General features: G+C 69.0%; 18 protein-coding genes. 13 read left to right on the top strand and 5 right to left on the bottom strand.

All coding sequences use genetic code 11. The features are described 5' to 3' along the window. Positions 1 to 388 precede the first annotated feature (388 nt). A complete protein-coding gene (gene rpsT / locus ACFDTH_RS04395; RefSeq protein WP_375286286.1) occupies positions 389 to 652 on the bottom strand; it encodes a 30S ribosomal protein S20 in 264 nt (87 codons plus the stop codon). A 90-nt stretch (positions 653 to 742) separates the two neighbouring features. Beyond that, positions 743 to 1,558, bottom strand: a complete 816-nt coding sequence (gene mutM, locus ACFDTH_RS04390) for a bifunctional DNA-formamidopyrimidine glycosylase/DNA-(apurinic or apyrimidinic site) lyase (protein WP_375286285.1) — start codon at positions 1,556 to 1,558, stop codon at positions 743 to 745. A gap of 57 nt (positions 1,559 to 1,615) precedes the next feature. Here mutM and ACFDTH_RS04385 point away from each other — a divergent pair, with 57 nt between their 5' ends. From ACFDTH_RS04385 to ACFDTH_RS04345, 9 genes are all read left to right on the top strand, one after another. Beyond that, positions 1,616 to 2,347 (top strand): class I SAM-dependent methyltransferase, encoded by a 732-nt coding sequence (locus ACFDTH_RS04385; RefSeq protein ID WP_375286284.1) that lies wholly within the window; start codon positions 1,616 to 1,618, stop codon positions 2,345 to 2,347. Positions 2,348 to 2,354: 7 nt separating this feature from the next. Continuing rightward, positions 2,355 to 3,887 (top strand): 2-polyprenylphenol 6-hydroxylase, encoded by a 1,533-nt coding sequence (ubiB, locus tag ACFDTH_RS04380; RefSeq protein WP_375286283.1) that lies wholly within the window; start codon positions 2,355 to 2,357, stop codon positions 3,885 to 3,887. After that, entirely contained in the window at positions 3,887 to 4,999 is a 1,113-nt protein-coding gene (locus ACFDTH_RS04375; protein ID WP_375286282.1) for a hypothetical protein, read from the top strand. Before ubiB ends, ACFDTH_RS04375 begins: the two co-directional genes overlap by 1 nt. Next, positions 4,996 to 6,180, top strand: a complete 1,185-nt coding sequence (gene coaBC, locus ACFDTH_RS04370) for a bifunctional phosphopantothenoylcysteine decarboxylase/phosphopantothenate--cysteine ligase CoaBC (RefSeq protein WP_375286281.1) — start codon at positions 4,996 to 4,998, stop codon at positions 6,178 to 6,180. Before ACFDTH_RS04375 ends, coaBC begins: the two co-directional genes overlap by 4 nt. After that, positions 6,170 to 6,619, top strand: coding sequence for a dUTP diphosphatase (gene dut, locus ACFDTH_RS04365; RefSeq protein WP_375286280.1), 450 nt, complete (start codon positions 6,170 to 6,172; stop codon positions 6,617 to 6,619). The genes coaBC and dut overlap by 11 nt, the downstream gene beginning before the upstream one ends. After that, entirely contained in the window at positions 6,616 to 7,059 is a 444-nt protein-coding gene (locus ACFDTH_RS04360; RefSeq protein WP_375286279.1) for a hypothetical protein, read from the top strand. The genes dut and ACFDTH_RS04360 overlap by 4 nt, the downstream gene beginning before the upstream one ends. Next, the gene (locus ACFDTH_RS04355; RefSeq protein WP_375286278.1) at positions 7,056 to 7,826 is read left to right on the top strand and encodes a ThiF family adenylyltransferase; all 771 of its coding nucleotides are present in this window, start codon (positions 7,056 to 7,058) and stop codon (positions 7,824 to 7,826) included. The genes ACFDTH_RS04360 and ACFDTH_RS04355 overlap by 4 nt, the downstream gene beginning before the upstream one ends. Further along, positions 7,823 to 8,584: a ZIP family metal transporter gene (locus ACFDTH_RS04350; RefSeq protein WP_375286277.1), complete on the top strand. Its 762-nt coding sequence runs from the start codon at positions 7,823 to 7,825 to the stop codon at positions 8,582 to 8,584. The genes ACFDTH_RS04355 and ACFDTH_RS04350 overlap by 4 nt, the downstream gene beginning before the upstream one ends. A 94-nt stretch (positions 8,585 to 8,678) precedes the next feature. Beyond that, positions 8,679 to 9,038 (top strand): DUF6481 family protein, encoded by a 360-nt coding sequence (locus tag ACFDTH_RS04345; protein ID WP_375286276.1) that lies wholly within the window; start codon positions 8,679 to 8,681, stop codon positions 9,036 to 9,038. Between the two features lie 167 nt (positions 9,039 to 9,205). On the opposite strand, the gene ACFDTH_RS04340 is transcribed toward ACFDTH_RS04345, so the two are convergent. Further along, the gene (locus tag ACFDTH_RS04340) at positions 9,206 to 10,192 is read right to left on the bottom strand and encodes an SDR family NAD(P)-dependent oxidoreductase (RefSeq protein WP_375286275.1); all 987 of its coding nucleotides are present in this window, start codon (positions 10,190 to 10,192) and stop codon (positions 9,206 to 9,208) included. Between the two features lie 8 nt (positions 10,193 to 10,200). Next, a complete protein-coding gene (galU, locus tag ACFDTH_RS04335; protein WP_375286274.1) occupies positions 10,201 to 11,070 on the bottom strand; it encodes a UTP--glucose-1-phosphate uridylyltransferase GalU in 870 nt (289 codons plus the stop codon). A 118-nt stretch (positions 11,071 to 11,188) separates the two neighbouring features. Between galU and wecB the strand changes: the two genes are divergently transcribed. The 4 genes from wecB to ACFDTH_RS04315 all read left to right on the top strand — a co-directional run bounded on the left by wecB (position 11,189) and on the right by ACFDTH_RS04315 (position 14,828). After that, entirely contained in the window at positions 11,189 to 12,307 is a 1,119-nt protein-coding gene (gene wecB / locus ACFDTH_RS04330) for a non-hydrolyzing UDP-N-acetylglucosamine 2-epimerase (RefSeq protein WP_375286273.1), read from the top strand. After that, on the top strand, positions 12,291 to 13,583 hold the full coding sequence (wecC, locus tag ACFDTH_RS04325; RefSeq protein WP_375286272.1) for a UDP-N-acetyl-D-mannosamine dehydrogenase: 1,293 nt from the start codon (positions 12,291 to 12,293) through the stop codon (positions 13,581 to 13,583). The genes wecB and wecC overlap by 17 nt, the downstream gene beginning before the upstream one ends. Before the next feature lie 50 nt (positions 13,584 to 13,633). Continuing rightward, a complete protein-coding gene (locus ACFDTH_RS04320) occupies positions 13,634 to 14,413 on the top strand; it encodes a metallophosphoesterase family protein (RefSeq protein ID WP_375286271.1) in 780 nt (259 codons plus the stop codon). Positions 14,414 to 14,600: 187 nt separating this feature from the next. Beyond that, positions 14,601 to 14,828 (top strand): hypothetical protein, encoded by a 228-nt coding sequence (locus ACFDTH_RS04315; protein ID WP_375286270.1) that lies wholly within the window; start codon positions 14,601 to 14,603, stop codon positions 14,826 to 14,828. 208 nt (positions 14,829 to 15,036) lie between these two features. On the opposite strand, the gene ACFDTH_RS04310 is transcribed toward ACFDTH_RS04315, so the two are convergent. After that, on the bottom strand, positions 15,037 to 15,663 hold the full coding sequence (locus tag ACFDTH_RS04310) for a DUF4198 domain-containing protein (RefSeq protein WP_375286269.1): 627 nt from the start codon (positions 15,661 to 15,663) through the stop codon (positions 15,037 to 15,039). Positions 15,664 to 15,675: the final 12 nt, after the last annotated feature.

Below are 15,675 nucleotides of genomic sequence, written 5' to 3'. Positions count from 1 at the left end.
CGAGCTGACACGCCCCGTGCCGAACCCGGTTTCTTCGACATGACGAACCCCGTGGCGGCCCCAGCCGCGTGGCTCCCGACGCTGTCCAAATGGGCGCCTCGGCAGATGGCCGCGGCGACAAACACAGGTTTAGGAAGGTTCGGCAGAGTCGATCAAGTCCGGGGCGTGACGCTTTTGTGAAATAAACGGGATTGACACGTCTCCGTCGGCGGAAATCCGTCAAACGATCTTATAAGTCTTTGAAGTTACGAGATTGAAGTCCCGGAAGCGAACGCGAGCAAGCCGCGAATCGCGGACTCTCCATGGTTTGTCAGACAGTTCCCGGGCGGACGCAAAAAAACCCGCCGGAGAAACTCCGACGGGCGCTGAAAACGCAAGGAGTGCGGGATCAGCTCAACGCGGCAACCGCCTTGGTCAGGCGCGAGAACTTGCGCGAGGCGGTGTTCTTGTGGAGGACGCCCTTGGCTACACCCCGCTGCAGCTCCGGCTGCACCGCCGCCAGTGCGCTGCTCGCGGTCGCCTTGTCGCCGCTGGCCAGCGCGGACTCGACCTTCTTCACGAAGGTGCGGATGCGGCCGATGCGGTTGCCGTTCACTTCGGCACGGCGGGCGTTGCGACGGATGCGCTTCTTGGCTTGCGGCGTGTTCGCCATGTGTCCTCGGGTCTCTCGATGAAAAAGAGGGCGCCGGGAAACCCCATCGCCCTCGTGAAGCCGGCCCCATAGCGGCCGCCGCGCCGCGGGTCAACTCCGCTGGCAGGCCGGACACCAGAAGGTGGATCGCCCTGAGTGGACCTTTCTCGCGATGAGGCCGCCGCAGCTGCACGGCTGTCCCTCGCGACCATAGACCTGGAAACGCTTGGAGAAATAGCCGAGCTCGCCATCGGGGCGTGCATAATCGCGCAAGGTGGAGCCGCCCGCCTCGATCGCCTCCAGCAGCACCGCGCGGATCGCCTCCACTAGCCGGGCGAGTCGCGGCTTGGACACCTGCCCCGCCGCCCGCCCCGGCGCGATTCGCGCCGTGTAAAGCGCCTCGCAGACATAGATGTTGCCCAGCCCCGCCACGATTCTTTGGTCAAGTAGCATCGCCTTGATCGGGGCCAATCGCCCGGCGAGCACCCCGGCCAGATAGGCAGCGGTGAGTTCTTCGCCGAGCGGCTCGGGCCCGAGCGCGCGGAACGGCGGATAGTCCGCAAGGCTCTCCGTGGGCCACAGGTCGACGAAGCCGAAGCGCCGCGCATCGTTGAGCGCCAGGCGGCGGGCGGCATCGGTTTCCAGCACCAGGTGGTCATGCGGACCCAGTGTATCGGGATCGACGCGCCAGCGGCCGGACATGCCAAGGTGGAAGATCATGGTGGTCCCCCGGTCGGTCTCGACCAGCCCGTATTTGGCCCGGCGGCCGAGCGCGGTCACCCGCGCGCCGGTCAGCCGCTGGCGAAGATCGGCGGGGAAAGCGCGGCGCAGGTCCGCCCGGCGCGCCTCAACCGCGGAAAGGCGGGCGCCTTCCAGCACCGGGCGCAAGCCCCGCACCGTGGTCTCGACCTCTGGCAATTCCGGCATGGGGGCGAGCTAGGTTGCGTTTGCCGCCTCCACAAGCCGCCGCTACAGCCCCGGGCGATGAGCGACACCGTCTCCTTCGGCTACGAAGACATCCCCGCCTCGGAAAAGACCGCGCGCGTCGGTACCGTATTCACCAGCGTCGCGCGCAATTACGACCTGATGAACGACGCGATGTCGGGCGGGCTGCACCGGATTTGGAAAGACGATTTCGTCCGCAAGGTACGCCCCCGGCCCGGCGAGCGCATCCTCGACATGGCGGGCGGCACCGGCGACATCGCCTTTCGCCTCCACAAGACGGGCGCGCACGTGACGGTGGCGGACATCAACCCCGCGATGCTGGAAGTGGGCATGGCGCGCGCCGCCAAGCGCCGGCTGGACGGGCTGGTATGGAGCGAGGCCAATGCCGAGTCGCTCACCTTCCCCGACCGCGCGTTCGACGCCTATACGATCGCCTTCGGCATCCGGAATGTCACCGACATTCCCGCGGCGCTGCGCGAGGCACACCGCGTGCTCAAGCGCGGCGGGCGGTTCTTCTGCCTCGAATTCTCCACCACCACCTGGCCCGGCTTCGCCGAGGTGTACGACGCCTATTCGCACCATCTGGTGCCGCGCCTCGGTCAACTGCTGGCGCAGGACGCCGCCAGCTACCGCTACCTGATCGAATCGATCCGCCGTTTCCCGGACATGCCGGCCTTCAAGCGGATGATTGAGGAGGCCGGCTTTGCGCAGGTCTCCGCGCAGCCGATCCTGGGCGGGCTGGTCGCGATCCATTCGGGCTGGAAGATCTGACCCGCGCATGACAGCGCCCGCCGTCCACCTTTGGCGGCTCCTGAAATGGGGCCGCATCCTCGCACGCCATGGCGCGCTGCGCGGCATTGAGCGTGATCGCAACACGCCCGCGCCGGTGCGCCGGCTGGTGCGCCTCGCTCGCGTCGGCGCGCGCGTGCCCGCGGTGCCGCGCTATGCCGATGCGCTCCAGGCGATCGGCCCGGCGGCGATCAAGCTCGGTCAGACGCTCGCCACGCGGCCCGACATCGTCGGCGAGGCCGCGGCGCTCGACCTGCTGCGCCTCCAGGACGCACTGCCGCCGGTGCCGTTCGCGGACATCCGCGCGGTAATGGAGGCGAGCTTCGGGCGACCGCTCGACGAACTGTTCGCGCAGATCGACGAGGTACCGATCGGCGCCGCCTCGATCGCGCAGGTCCACCGCGCGATCACCACCGACGGGCGCACGGTGGCGGTAAAGGTGATCCGCCCCGGCGTGATCGAGGAGTTCGGGCGCGCGATCGACACCTATGAATGGGCGGCGGCGCAGGCGGAAGCGATGGGTGGCGAGCTGGCCCGGCTGCGGCCGCGGCTCGTCATCGCCACCTTCCGCCGCTGGACCGCGCGCGAGCTCGATATGCGGCGCGAGGCGGCCTCCGCCTCCGAGCTTGCCGAGGCGATGGAGGCGGAGCCCGACTTCCACGTCCCCGCGGTCGACTGGGCGCGCACCGCCGGCCGCGTGCTGACCATGGAGTGGATCGACGGGATCAAGCTGGCCAATCGCGACGCGCTGCGCGCCGCTGGCCACGATCTCCCACAGCTCGCCCGCACCCTGGTGCACGCCTTCCTTCGCCAGGCGATCGCCGACGGCTTCTTCCACGCCGATCTGCACCAGGGCAATCTGTTCGCGCTGCCCGGCAACAAGATCGCCGCGATCGACTTCGGCATCATGGGTCGGATCGATCGGCGCGCGCGGCGCTGGCTGGCGGAAATCCTCTATGGGCTGATCACCGGCAATTACCGCCGCGTCGCCGAAATCCACTTCGAGGCGCAGTACGTGCCCGCCCACCACAATGTCGCCGAGTTCGCGACCGCCCTGCGCGCGGTGGGCGAGCCGACGCGCGGCCTGCCGGTCAAGGACATGTCGATCGGGCTGATGCTCGACTCGCTGTTCTCGATCACCCGCGATTTCGACATGCAGACCCAGCCGCACCTGCTGCTGCTCCAGAAGACCATGGTGATGGTGGAAGGCGTCGCCACCGCGCTCGATCCCGACGTCAACCTTTGGGACACCGCCCGGCCGGTGGTGGAAGAGTGGATGCGCACCGAGCTCGGGCCGGAGGCGGCGATCGCTGACCGGCTCGTTGCCGACTTCAAGACGCTCGCCGGCCTGCCCGATCTGGTCCGTCGGATCGAGGCGCGCTTCCCACCTCCCGGCGGCGCCCCGCCCACGCCGCCGCTCCGCGAAATCGAGGTGGTGCGGATCGGCGGCGGCTGGCGCTTCGTCGCGATTGCGCTGCTGTCCGCTGCGGTGAGCGTCGCGGCGACCCTGGCGCTGACCTGATGCCCCGCTGGCTCGCCGAGCCGACCCGCTTCGCCGCACTGCCGTGGCGGCAGGCGCGGGTGGCGGGGGCGTTGGCGGTGCTGCTGGTCCTCGCCTGCTTTACCGCGCTGCAGGCGCCCGGCGTACCGGCCCATACTCAGGCGGACGCCCCCGCGGCCGAGCGCACCCCGGATCGTACCGACGTGCTGCTGTACCAGGAGGTGATCGACGGGCTGCGGCATGGCCAGGATTATTATTCCACCGCGGCGGAAGCGATGCGGCGCGGACCTTATCCGCTGAAGCCGTTTGTCACCTTCCGCTTGCCAACCCTCGCGATGGTCCAGGCGCGCCTGCCGGATTGGGCGAGCGTTGCGCTGCTGTTCGCCATCGCGATCGGCGCTCTCGCAGCATGGTGGGACCGGTTCGAGGGCGCTTTCGCCCGCACCACGGTGCGCATCGTCGCGGTGATCCTGCTCGCCGCCGGCATGTCCTCCTTCATCCGGCCCGACCTCGTCACCTTTCACGAAGTCTGGGCCGGGCCGCTGATCGCGCTGTCGCTGGGGCTGCGCAAGCCTGGCAACGCCACCGCGGCGATTGCGGTGGCGGCAATTGCGATGCTGATCCGCGAAACCAGCGCACTCTATGCCGGGCTGATGTTGCTCGCCGCCGCACGCGAGCGGCGCTGGCGGGAGGTGGCGGGCTGGGCCGCCGCACTGGTGCTGCTGGTAGTGGTGGTGGCGTTCCATGCCCATGCCGTCGCCCAAGTGGTGCGGCCGTTCGACGATGGGTCGCGGGGCTGGAGCGGGATGCTCGGCTTCGGCTTTGCGGTGCATGTGCTGGTGCTGGCGACCGCGCTGTCGCAAGGGCCCTTGTGGCTGGGCGCGCCGCTGGTCGGCGTGGCGCTGATCGGCTGGGCAGGATGGCGCAGCCCCTTCGCGAAGCGGGTACTGATGACGCTCATAGGTTATGGTGTGCTGCTCGCCCTGTTCTGCCGCGCCGACACCTATTATTGGGTGCTCCTCGCCGCGCCGCTGCTGCTGCCGGGTCTCGCCTTCGCGCCCGATGCGATCCGCGACCTGCGTAGCGCCGCCCTCGACAGGCGGCGGATCACCGTGACAAGGACACGGACATGAGCCGCATCCTGCTGATCGTCGGCGGAGGGATCGCCGCCTACAAGGCGTGCGAGTTGATCCGCCTCGCCCGCCGCGCCGGGCATTCGGTCACCTGCGTGCTGACCGAGGCGGGGCATCATTTCGTCACGCCGATGACGCTGGCGGCGCTCAGCGAGAACCACGTCTATACGACGCTGTGGGACCTCAAGGACGAGGCCGAGATGGGACATATCCAGCTCAGCCGGCAGGCCGACCTGGTAGTGGTGGCGCCCGCCACCGCCGACCTGCTCGCCCGCATGGCGCACGGCCATGCCGACGACCTCGCCTCAACGCTGCTGCTCGCCACCGACAAACCCGTGCTGGCCGCCCCGGCGATGAACGTGCGGATGTGGCTCCATCCCGCGACCCTGCGCAACGTGGAAACGCTGCGCGCGGATGGGGTGACAGTGCTGGAGCCCGATGAGGGCGCAATGGCCTGCGGCGAGTTCGGTCCCGGGCGGCTGCCCGAACCTGAGGCGATCCTGGCGGCGATCGAGTCGCGGCTCGGCGCCGGCAGGCGCCTCGCCGGGCGGCACGTCCTCGTCACCGCCGGGCCGACGCACGAGCCGATCGATCCGGTGCGATACATCGCCAACCGCTCGTCCGGGAAGCAGGGCTTCGCCATCGCCGGCGCGCTGGCGGCGCTGGGCGCTCGGGTAACGTTGGTCGCCGGGCCGGTCACGCTTCCAACACCCGCCGGGGTCGACCGCGTCGATGTTGAGACCGCACGCGAGATGGCGGCGGCGGTCGAGGCGGCGCTGCCTGCGGACGCGGCGGTGATGGTCGCCGCGGTCGCCGACTGGCGGGTCGACACTGCCGCGGGCCAGAAGGTCAAGAAGAGCGAGGCCGCCCCTGCCCTGTCGCTGGTCGAGAACCCGGATATCCTCGCCACCCTGGCCCGGTCGGCGCAGCGTCCTCGCCTCGTCGTCGGCTTTGCGGCGGAAACCGAGCGGGTGGAGGAGCATGCCGCCGCCAAGCGCCTGCGCAAGGGCGCGGACTGGATCGTCGCCAACGACGTTTCCGGCCCAAGAGGCGAAAGCGTGATGGGCGGCGATGCCAACACCATCCACCTCGTCACCGAGACGGGCACCGAGACTTGGGACCGCATGCCGAAGGGCGAGGTTGCCCACCGCCTGGCCGAAAGGATCGCCGATGCCCTCTGACCCCGTCCGCATCCTGATCCGCCGTCTGCCGCATGGCGCGGGGCTGCCGCTGCCCGCTTATGCCACCGCTGGCGCTGCCGGGATGGACGTGGTGGCGGCTGAGGACGTTGATCTCGCCCCGGGCGCGCGGCATGCGGTGGCGACCGGGTTTGCGATGGCGATCCCGGCGGGCTGGGAGGTGCAGGTGCGCCCCCGCTCGGGCCTGGCGCTCAAGCACGGCATCACCTGCCTCAACACGCCGGGCACGATCGACAGCGACTATCGCGGCGAAGTGAAGGTGATCCTCGCCAATCTGGGGCAGGCGCCCTTTCCCGTTCGCCGAGGCGAGCGGATCGCGCAGCTGGTTCCGGCCGAGGTGGCCCAAGTTGCGCTGGACGAGGTCGAGACTCTCGACGATACTGTGCGCGGGATCGGAGGGTTTGGGTCGACCGGATCGTGAAGGCGCTGCTTCTCCTGCTCGCGATCGCGCAGGGCCCGTCCGTGCCCGGGCTGACGCTGGCTGCCGGTGCACAGGCGGCCGAGGCTTGGCAGCTGGCAATGCCGCCTGCGGACTGGTCCGGCCTGCCTGAACTACAATATGTTCGCCGCTCGCCTGACATGGAGGCGCTGTCCGCGTTCGTCCGCGATGAGGTCAACGCCGGGCGCTGCACTGCCGCGGGACGGGTGCGCAGCGCGGCGGTGGTGACGCTGGACTTGGCGGTGCTGGTCGGTCCTTCGGGGCGAATCCGCAAGATCGTGCCGCGCGCGATCGACTGCGTCACGGTGGAGCAATACGGCTCCGGCCTGGTTTCGCGGCTCGCCCGCGACAATCTGGTGACTGTGGGGCTCACCACGCCGACCTGGTTCCGCACTACCCTGGTCTTCTCCTGGCCGGCGTGACGCTTTCCGACGACGAGCTTGCCCGCTACGCCCGCCACATCGTCCTCAAGGAGTTCGGTGGCGCCGGACAGGTGCGGCTGAAGGCGGCGCGGGTGGCGGTGATCGGCGCCGGCGGAATCGGCGCGCCGGCGCTCCAGTACCTCGCCGCTGCCGGCCTTGGTGCGATCCGGATCATCGACGACGACCGGGTGGAAGCCTCCAATCTCCAGCGGCAGGTGATCTTCGCCAGCGATGACGTCGGTGCGGCGAAGGCCGAAGCGGCAGCGATGCGGGTCCAAGCGATCAACCCGCATGTCGCCGCAGAGCCGCGCCGCGCCCGGATCGATGCGGGGAACGCCGCCGAGCTGCTGGACGGTTGCGACGTGGCGCTGGACGGATGCGACAATTTCGCGACCCGCTTTGCGGTGGCGGATGCGGCGCTCATGATGCGGATGCCGCTGATTTCGGCGGCGGTGGGCCAGTTCGAGGGGCAGCTGGGCGTGTATCGCGGCTGGGAAGCGGACAAGCCGTGCTATCGCTGCTTCGTCGGCGAGGCGAGCGACCGGGCCGAGACGAGCTGCGCCGAGGCGGGCATCCTGGGTCCGGTGACCGGCGTGCTCGGCAGCCTCGCCGCCCTGGAGGTGCTGCGCGCGCTCGCCCCGTTCGGCGACGATCCGGCGGGCAAATTGCTGCTGATCGACCTGCTGGCGATGCGCTTCCGCAGCGTGAAGCTGCCGAAGGACCCGGCGTGCGTGGCATGCTCGGGACGGCCTGTTGCGACGAAATGAACGGTCCGGTCGCCGCCGGGATGTGGGGCCTTGTGGGAGGCTCGGCGCTGCTGCTCGGCGCGGCGATCGCCTATGTCGTCGCATTGCCCCAGCGGGTGATCGCGGCGGTGATGGCGATCGGATCGGGGGTGCTGATCTCGGCCGTAGCCTTCGACCTGATGGACGAGGCCTATGCGCGCGGCGGCTTCGATTCCACCGCCGCGGGGTTCCTGGGCGGCGCGCTTGCCTATACGGTGGCGAACGTGATCGTGTCCCGGCGGGGCGCGCGGCACCGCAAGCGGTCCGGGTCCGATCCGACGGCGCGGCAGCCGTCCGCGGACAGCGGGTCCGGCCTGGCGATCGCGATCGGCGCCCTCCTCGACGGCATCCCCGAATCGGTGGTGATCGGCGTCAGCCTACTCCAGGGCAGCGGCGTCAGCCTCGTCACCGTCGCCGCGGTGTTCCTGTCCAACATTCCCGAGGGCCTTTCCAGCGCGGCCGGGATGAAGAAGGCGGGCCATGGCCCCGGCTACGTGTTTGGTGTGTGGGGCGGCATCGCCCTGCTCTCCGGCGCGGCGGCGCTGATCGGCAATGTCGCGCTGGCGGGCGCCAGCGCCGATCTGATCGCTGGAACCACCGCTGTGGCGGCCGGCGCGATCCTGGCGATGCTGGTCGACACGATGATCCCCGAGGCGACGCAGGAGACGCACGAATATTCGGGGCTGATCACCGTGGGCGGCTTCCTGCTGGCCTTCATGCTGTCGAAACTGGGCGGCTGATCCGGGCGGTCGCAGTCTCGCCGACACTGCCGGGTTGAAAATCGCGTGCGAACGGCACATCTGCGGCCCATCTACAACCCTTCAAGGACAATGCGTGGCTTCCTTCGTCAATCCCTCGTTCCAAGATCGCATCGCCGCTGCCGGCAGCGCCAAGCAGAAGGCGCTGGAGAAGCTGAAGTCGAAGCCGCCGGTGGATGAGGCCGTGCTGGCGGAACGGCGCCGGGTAGCCGAGGCGAAGGAACAGGCGGCGGTCGAGGCCAGGGCCAAGCGGGCCGAGGCGCTGGCCGCGGCAAAGGCGGAGCGCGTGGCGAAGGCCGAGGCAAAGGCAGCGGCGGAGGCGGAAGCCGCTGCTGCGGCCGCGCTCAAGGCGGCGCGGCTTACCCCACCGAGTGCGGCGGAGATGAAGGCCGCGCGCGACGCGCGCTATGCGGCACGCAAGGCGCGGAAGAAGTAGCAAGCGCGCTGTACCGTTCGTGCTGAGGAGGCACTGAGCGCCAGCGAAGGGCCGTCTCGAAGCACCGCATGTCCTTCGAGACGCCGCTTCGACTTCGCTCAGCGGCTCCTCAAGATAAACGGCTGTGGGTGAGTCTTTGAAGCGGCGAGGCGGTAGCCTGGCGAGCCTCAAACCCCCTTGTACGCCCGGTACCAGTCGACGAACTTCGGCACGCCCACCTCGATCGGCGTCGTCGGCGCGTAGCCGAGGTCCTCTGCGATCGCGCTGATGTCGGCGTAGGTGGCGGGGACGTCGCCGGGCTGCATCGGCTGGAAGTCGCGCAACGCCGGCTTGCCGCAGGCGGCCTCGATCAGGTCGATCAGCTTGCCTAATTCCTCGGGGCGGTTGTTGCCAATGTTATAGAGCGCGTGCGGGCTGACGCTGCCCCCGGCCTTGGGCGAACCGTCGTCCATGGGCGGGTGATCTAGTGCGGCGATCACGCCCGCGACGATGTCGTCGATGTAGGTGAAGTCGCGCTGCATCTTGCCATGGTTGAACACCGCGATCGGCCGGTCCTCCAGGATCGCGCTCGTGAACAGCCACAGCGCCATGTCCGGCCGGCCCCAGGGGCCGTAGACGGTGAAGAAGCGCAGGCCCGTCTGAGGTATCCGGAACAGGTGGGAATAGGTCTCGCTCATCAGCTCGTCCGCCTTCTTGGTGGCGGCGTAGAGCGAGACGGGATGGTCGACACGGTCCTCGACGCGGAACGGCAACTTGGTGTTGCCGCCGTAGACCGACGACGAGGAGGCATAGACCAAGTGCCGCACGGCGCGTTCGCGCGCGAACTCCAGCAGGTTGAGGTGCCCGGCGAGGTTGGCGCGGACGTAGGCGCGCGGGTTCTGAAGCGAGTAGCGCACGCCCGCCTGCGCGCCGAGGTGGATGACGCGGTCTACTTCCGCATCCGCCACCGCCGCCGCCAGCGCCGTCTCGTCGGCAAAGTCGCATTCGGCGAAGCGGATCGCATCGCCCAGATCGGCGAGGCGGTCGCGTTTGAGCTTGGGGTCGTAATAGGGGTTAAGGTCGTCGATGCCGAGCACGTCGTCACCACGCGCGGCGAGCGCCCGGCAGACATGATAGCCGATGAACCCCGCCGCGCCGGTGACGAGAATTGTCACCTCGGTACTTACGCGAGCAGCTTCTGCGCGAAGCCGCGCACGGCTGGCCCGATATCCTCGCGCTCCAGCGCCAGCGCCAGATTCGCCTGGACCCAGCCGGCCTTGTCGCCGCAGTCGAAGCGGCGACCATCGAAGGTATAACCGTGGAAGGGTTGCTTGCCGATAAGCTGCGCCATCGCGTCGGTGAGCTGGATCTCGCCGCCCGCGCCGGTGACGGGATTGTCGAGGATCTTCATCACCTCGGGCTGAAGGATGTAGCGGCCGGGAGTCATCAGGTTCGACTTGGCGGTGCCCTTCGTGGGCTTCTCCACCACCTCGAGCACCTCGGTCAGTGCGCCATCCACCTTGCCCGGCGTGATGATGCCGTATTTGTCGGTCTCCGCAGGCGCCACTTCGAGTGCGCCGATCAGATTGCCGCCGACCTTCTCATAGGCCTGCACCATCTGCTTGAGGAAGCCGGGCTCGCCCACCATCAGCTCGTCGGGCAGCAGCACGGCGAACGGCTCGTCTCCCACGATCTCGCGCGCGCACCACACGGCATGGCCGAGGCCGAGCGGCTCCTGCTGGCGGACATAGACCGGGCTGCCCGGCTTCTGGCGGATGCCCTCGATCAGCGCCATGCTCTTGCCGCGCGCCTTCATCGTCGCTTCGAGCTCGTAGGAGACGTCGAAATGGTCCTCCAGCGCGCCCTTGCCGCGACCGGTGACGAAGATGATCTGGTCGCAGCCCGCTTCCAAAGCCTCTTCCACCGCATATTGGATCAGCGGCTTGTCCACGACGGTCAGCATTTCCTTGGGCATCGCCTTGGTGGCGGGCAGGAAGCGCGTGCCGAGACCGGCGACGGGAAACACGGCCTTGCGGATCGGCTTAAACGTCACGTCTTTCTCCCCGGCAGTTTGCGTGTTCCTAGCGGGCGACCACTCCGGCGACAATGAGATGGTGCGGCGCACAAGGCGGTTGACGCGTCTTTAAGCGGGACTGTCTATCCGCGACGCCATGAAAACCCTCGTCGTCTTCGGCACGCGGCCGGAAGCCATCAAGCTGTTCCCCGTGGTGCGCGCGCTCGCGGCGCGGCCGGGGCTGGAGGTGGTGACCTGCGTCACCGCGCAGCATCGCGGGCTGCTGGACCAGGTGCTGGCGATCGCGGGGCTCACGCCCGACATCGACCTGGACCTGATGGAGCCGGGGCAGACGCTCGACCGGCTCACCGCCCGGCTGCTGACGGGGCTGGGCGAAGTGATGGACCGGACGAAGCCGGACCGCGTGCTCGTGCAGGGCGACACTGCGACCGCGATGGCCGGGGCGCTCGCCGCTTACTACCGCCGGGTGCCGGTGGGGCATGTCGAGGCGGGGCTGCGCTCGGGTGACATCTACCATCCCTGGCCCGAGGAGGTGAACCGGCGGATGATCGCGCCGATCGCCGACCTGCACTTTGCGCCGACGCAGACCGCAGCGGACGCGCTGGCGCGGGAGAATGTGCGCGCCGGCGTCCAAGTCACCGGCAATACCGTGATCGACGCGCTGCACTGGACGCGCGAGCGGATCGCCGCCGATCCGTCGTTGGCGGCGGGGCTGGACACGATCGCCGAGCGGTTCGCCGGCAAGCGGATCGTGCTGGTGACGACGCACCGCCGCGAGAATTTCGGCGGCGGGATGGAGGCGATCGCCCGCGCCATTCGGCGGATCGCGGCGATGCCTGACACCGCGGTGCTGTTTCCCGTGCACCCAAACCCCAATGTCGTGTCGGTGATGGATGCGGCGCTGGGCGACCTTGCCAATGTCGCGCGACTCGAACCGCTCGACTACCCGCACTTCATCCGCGCCCTCTCGCTCTGCCACCTGGCGCTGACCGATTCGGGCGGGGTGCAGGAGGAAGCGCCGGCGCTGGGCAAGCCCGTGCTGGTGATGCGCGAGACCACCGAGCGCCCCGAGGGGGTCGCTGCGGGCACCGCGAAGCTGATCGGCGCGGACGAGGACCGCATCGTTTCCGAAGTCTCAACCCTTCTCGGCGACAAGGCCGCCTATCTCGCCATGGCCCGGGCCCATAATCCGTATGGTGACGGCCGCGCGAGCGAACGGATCGCGGGGCTGGTGGCGGATGGTTTCGGACTCTGAACTCAAGGTCGTCGTCCTCGGCCTCGGCTATATCGGCCTGCCGACCGCGGCGGTGATCGCGCGGACCGGCGCCAGGGTGCTGGGCATCGACGTGCACCAGAATGTCGTCGACACGATCAATTCGGGCAAGGTGCATATCGAGGAGGTCGACCTGGACGGCCTCGTCTCGGGCGTGGTGGCGCGCGGGACGCTGACCGCCTCCATCCAGATCGCCCCCGCCGACGTATTCGTGATCGCGGTGCCGACGCCGTTCGGTGACGACCACCAGCCCAACATCGGCTATGTGCTGCGCGCCGCCACCAGCCTGGCCGCGGTGCTCAAGGCGGGCGACACGGTGATCCTCGAATCGACCTCGCCCGTTGGCACCACCGAGAAGGTGCGCGACCTGCTGGCCGAGCTGCGGCCCGACCTCAAGGCGCCAGGCCGCGGCGAGGCAGGCGACTATGCCCTCGCTTATTGCCCCGAGCGGGTGCTGCCCGGGCGCATCCTGGTCGAGCTGATCGATAACGACCGCGTCATCGGCGGCATCACGCCGCGCTGCGCGCGCAAGGCGCTCTCCTTCTATCGCCGCTTCGTCCGCGGCGCCTGCGTCACCACCAATGCGCGCGCGGCGGAGATGACCAAGCTGACCGAGAACGCCTTTCGCGACGTCAACATCGCCTTCGCTAACGAGCTCTCGCTGGTGGCCGACACGATGGGCGTCGACGTGTGGGAGGTGATCCGCCTCGCCAACCGTCACCCGCGCGTCAACATCCTCCAGCCCGGACCCGGCGTCGGCGGCCATTGCATCGCGGTGGACCCCTGGTTCCTTGTCGCCGCCGATCCCGAGAACACGCCGCTGATCCGCACCGCGCGCGAGGTCAACGACGGCAAGACCGAGCATGTGATCGCCCGGGCGGCCGCGTTGATCGAGGAGACCGCAGGGCCCGTCGCGTGCCTGGGCCTCGCCTTCAAGGCGAACATCGACGACTTCCGCGAAAGCCCGGCGCTCAAGGTCGCCGCCGGGCTGGCGCGCGGCTTCGGCGCGCGGATCCGCGTGGTCGAGCCCTATGCGAACGCGCTGCCGCATGAGTTCGACGGCACCGGCGCCACCCTGGTCGACCTCGACACCGCGATCGAGACCTGTTCGACGATGATCGTGCTGGTCGACCACGACCTGTTCCGGTCGGTGCCGGTGGACGAGCGCGCCGGCAAGGCGGTGCTCGACACCCGCGGGATCTGGCCCGACCAGCCACGCGACGGCCGCGTCGCCCCGGCCCTGCGGCTTGCCGGCTGACGCACGTTGTTGCAGTGCGGTGCAGCGCGGGTTAAGGCCCGTCGCTTATCGTGCCCGCTGCCATGCTCAGCCGCTTCTTCCCGCTTCGCCGCGAGACACCGGACGCCGCCCGCGTGCCGGACGGCCGGCGCGTGTATGCGATCGGCGATATCCACGGCCGGCTTGATCTGCTGAACCGGCTGCTGACGATGATCGGCCAGGACGACGCCGCCCGCCCCGAAGCCGATACCACCTTGGTGTTCCTGGGCGACTATGTCGATCGCGGTCCCGATTCGGCGGCAGTGGTGGACCTGCTGCGCCAGTTCGCCGGCGAAGCGACCATGGACGCGCACTTCCTCGCCGGCAACCACGAGGAGGTGTTCCTGCTGGCGCTGGGAGGCGACGAGCGAGCGACGCGGCTGTTCTGCCGCATCGGCGGGCGCGAGACCGCGCTGAGCTACGGCGTCGCTCCCGACGAGTACGAGCGCCTGTCGCACGCGGAGGTCAGCGCACGGCTGCAGGCACTGGTCCCGGGTGCGCATCGCGACTTCCTGTCGGAGCTGGAGGACGTGGTGGTGATCGGCGACTATGCCTTCGTTCATGCCGGCGTCCGGCCGGGCAAGCCGCTGGACGCGCAGCGGCGCGAGGACCTGCGCTGGATTCGTGATCCGTTTCTCGGCCATCGCGGCCGGCTGGAGAAGGTGATCGTCCACGGTCACACGATCAGCGACGAGGTGGAAATGCTGCCGCACCGGATCGGCATCGACACCGGCGGCTTCCAGACCGACCGGCTGACCGCATTGGGGCTGGAGGGCGAGGCGCGTTGGGTCCTCCAAACGGAACTCCAGTGATTTGGTGGAGTTTCGTTGCAACTGGATGGAATCCTGCTTGCTGGCCCCTTTGCGTCACGCTAGTGCCGCGACGCGGAAACATATGCCTGTTGGAGGGTCCGCCCCGTTGATCGCGGTTGCTTTTTGCGACGCGTGGTGCAAGGGTAGGTGTGAGAAAAGGGAGTCGTTTATGCGTCTTGCGAAGTACATGATGACCGCCGCCGTCGCGACCTTCGCGGCTGCCCCGGTCCTCGCTGCCCCGGCGAACCCGGCGGCAAGCCTGTCGGTTGCGAAGTCGGCCCGCGCCTCGGCGCCGGTTTCGGCCAAGAATGACGCCATGGGCGGCGGCATCGTCGTTGCGGTTCTTGCGGCGGCTGCCGTGATCGCCGGCATCGTCATCATTGCCGACGAGGACGATGACGCGGACAGCAACTGAGCTGTCTGACACGTCAGAGTTAGAGAATAGCGGCCCTTCGGGGCCGCTATTTTTTTGTGCGCTCTAAGGGCACCGCACGCGCCCGGCCGTTCCGTCAAGCGACAGGACCACGACTGCATCGTAGCGCCGTCGATCTCGCGCAACGAGGTCGTGGCGCTGATCGAGGCGGATTAGGTCCTGCGAGAGGCCGCCGGCCCGGCGCCCTTAGTTACCGCACGAACGTCAGCGTCGAGATATGCATTACGCTGGCGACGTCCTGCCCGGCGACCTTGCCGGGCGCCTTCTCGATGTGCGAGGCGCTGAGGAGATAGCGGCCGCGGCCGAGTTCGGGGACCGCGAGGGCACCGGCGGCATCGGTCTCGAACGACTTCTGCCAGCGCTCGGGCGAGATCACCGTCACCTTGGCGGCGGGCAGCGGCTTGCCGCGGAACATCAGGGTGAAGCGGTCCGCTTGCGCCGCGACCGGCACCAGTTCGAGGTCGAGCTTCGCGGCGGTCTCGCTGCGGCCGGCGCGCGCATAGAACACTGCGCCCTGCTTGCCGCCCTCGCCGTCCCACGGCGCGAACACCGTGTCGTCGCGGACACGCACATCGCCCGCACCCGCGACGGCCGCTTCGATATGGTTGGCACGGCGGGTCAGCGCCGGGCTTGCCGCGCCGACCAGCTGCGGCTTCTGGAGCTTGGGAAACTCGGGGTCGCCCGCGGCGGGCACCGGGTCGGCGGGCTCGCCCAGGTAGATGCGCGCCGGGCCAGTGGCATCGCGCTCTACCCACACCTCATGCGCCGCGGCGGGCGCTGCCAGCAGCGCGGCGGCAATCACGATCGCCTTCTTCATCATCCTACTCCT

The sequence above is a fragment of the Sphingomonas sp. genome (assembly GCF_042096255.1).
In the GTDB taxonomy this organism is placed as follows: Bacteria; Pseudomonadota; Alphaproteobacteria; order Sphingomonadales; family Sphingomonadaceae; genus Sphingomonas.
The sequence above is the reverse complement of the archived record's forward strand: the minus strand, read 5'-3'. Positions and strand labels throughout refer to the sequence as shown.

What these genes read in the sequence shown, in the direction of transcription:
- rpsT (WP_375286286.1), bottom strand. Translation starts at nt 652, where the DNA reads ATGGCGAACACGCCGCAAGCCAAGAAGCGCATCCGTCGCAACGCCCGC.
- mutM (WP_375286285.1), bottom strand. Translation starts at nt 1,558, where the DNA reads ATGCCGGAATTGCCAGAGGTCGAGACCACGGTGCGGGGCTTGCGCCCG.
- ACFDTH_RS04385 (WP_375286284.1), top strand. Translation starts at nt 1,616, where the DNA reads ATGAGCGACACCGTCTCCTTCGGCTACGAAGACATCCCCGCCTCGGAA.
- ubiB (WP_375286283.1), top strand. Translation starts at nt 2,355, where the DNA reads ATGACAGCGCCCGCCGTCCACCTTTGGCGGCTCCTGAAATGGGGCCGC.
- ACFDTH_RS04375 (WP_375286282.1), top strand. Translation starts at nt 3,887, where the DNA reads ATGCCCCGCTGGCTCGCCGAGCCGACCCGCTTCGCCGCACTGCCGTGG.
- coaBC (WP_375286281.1), top strand. Translation starts at nt 4,996, where the DNA reads ATGAGCCGCATCCTGCTGATCGTCGGCGGAGGGATCGCCGCCTACAAG.
- dut (WP_375286280.1), top strand. Translation starts at nt 6,170, where the DNA reads ATGCCCTCTGACCCCGTCCGCATCCTGATCCGCCGTCTGCCGCATGGC.
- ACFDTH_RS04350 (WP_375286277.1), top strand. Translation starts at nt 7,823, where the DNA reads ATGAACGGTCCGGTCGCCGCCGGGATGTGGGGCCTTGTGGGAGGCTCG.
- wecB (WP_375286273.1), top strand. Translation starts at nt 11,189, where the DNA reads ATGAAAACCCTCGTCGTCTTCGGCACGCGGCCGGAAGCCATCAAGCTG.
- wecC (WP_375286272.1), top strand. Translation starts at nt 12,291, where the DNA reads ATGGTTTCGGACTCTGAACTCAAGGTCGTCGTCCTCGGCCTCGGCTAT.
- ACFDTH_RS04315 (WP_375286270.1), top strand. Translation starts at nt 14,601, where the DNA reads ATGATGACCGCCGCCGTCGCGACCTTCGCGGCTGCCCCGGTCCTCGCT.
- ACFDTH_RS04310 (WP_375286269.1), bottom strand. Translation starts at nt 15,663, where the DNA reads ATGAAGAAGGCGATCGTGATTGCCGCCGCGCTGCTGGCAGCGCCCGCC.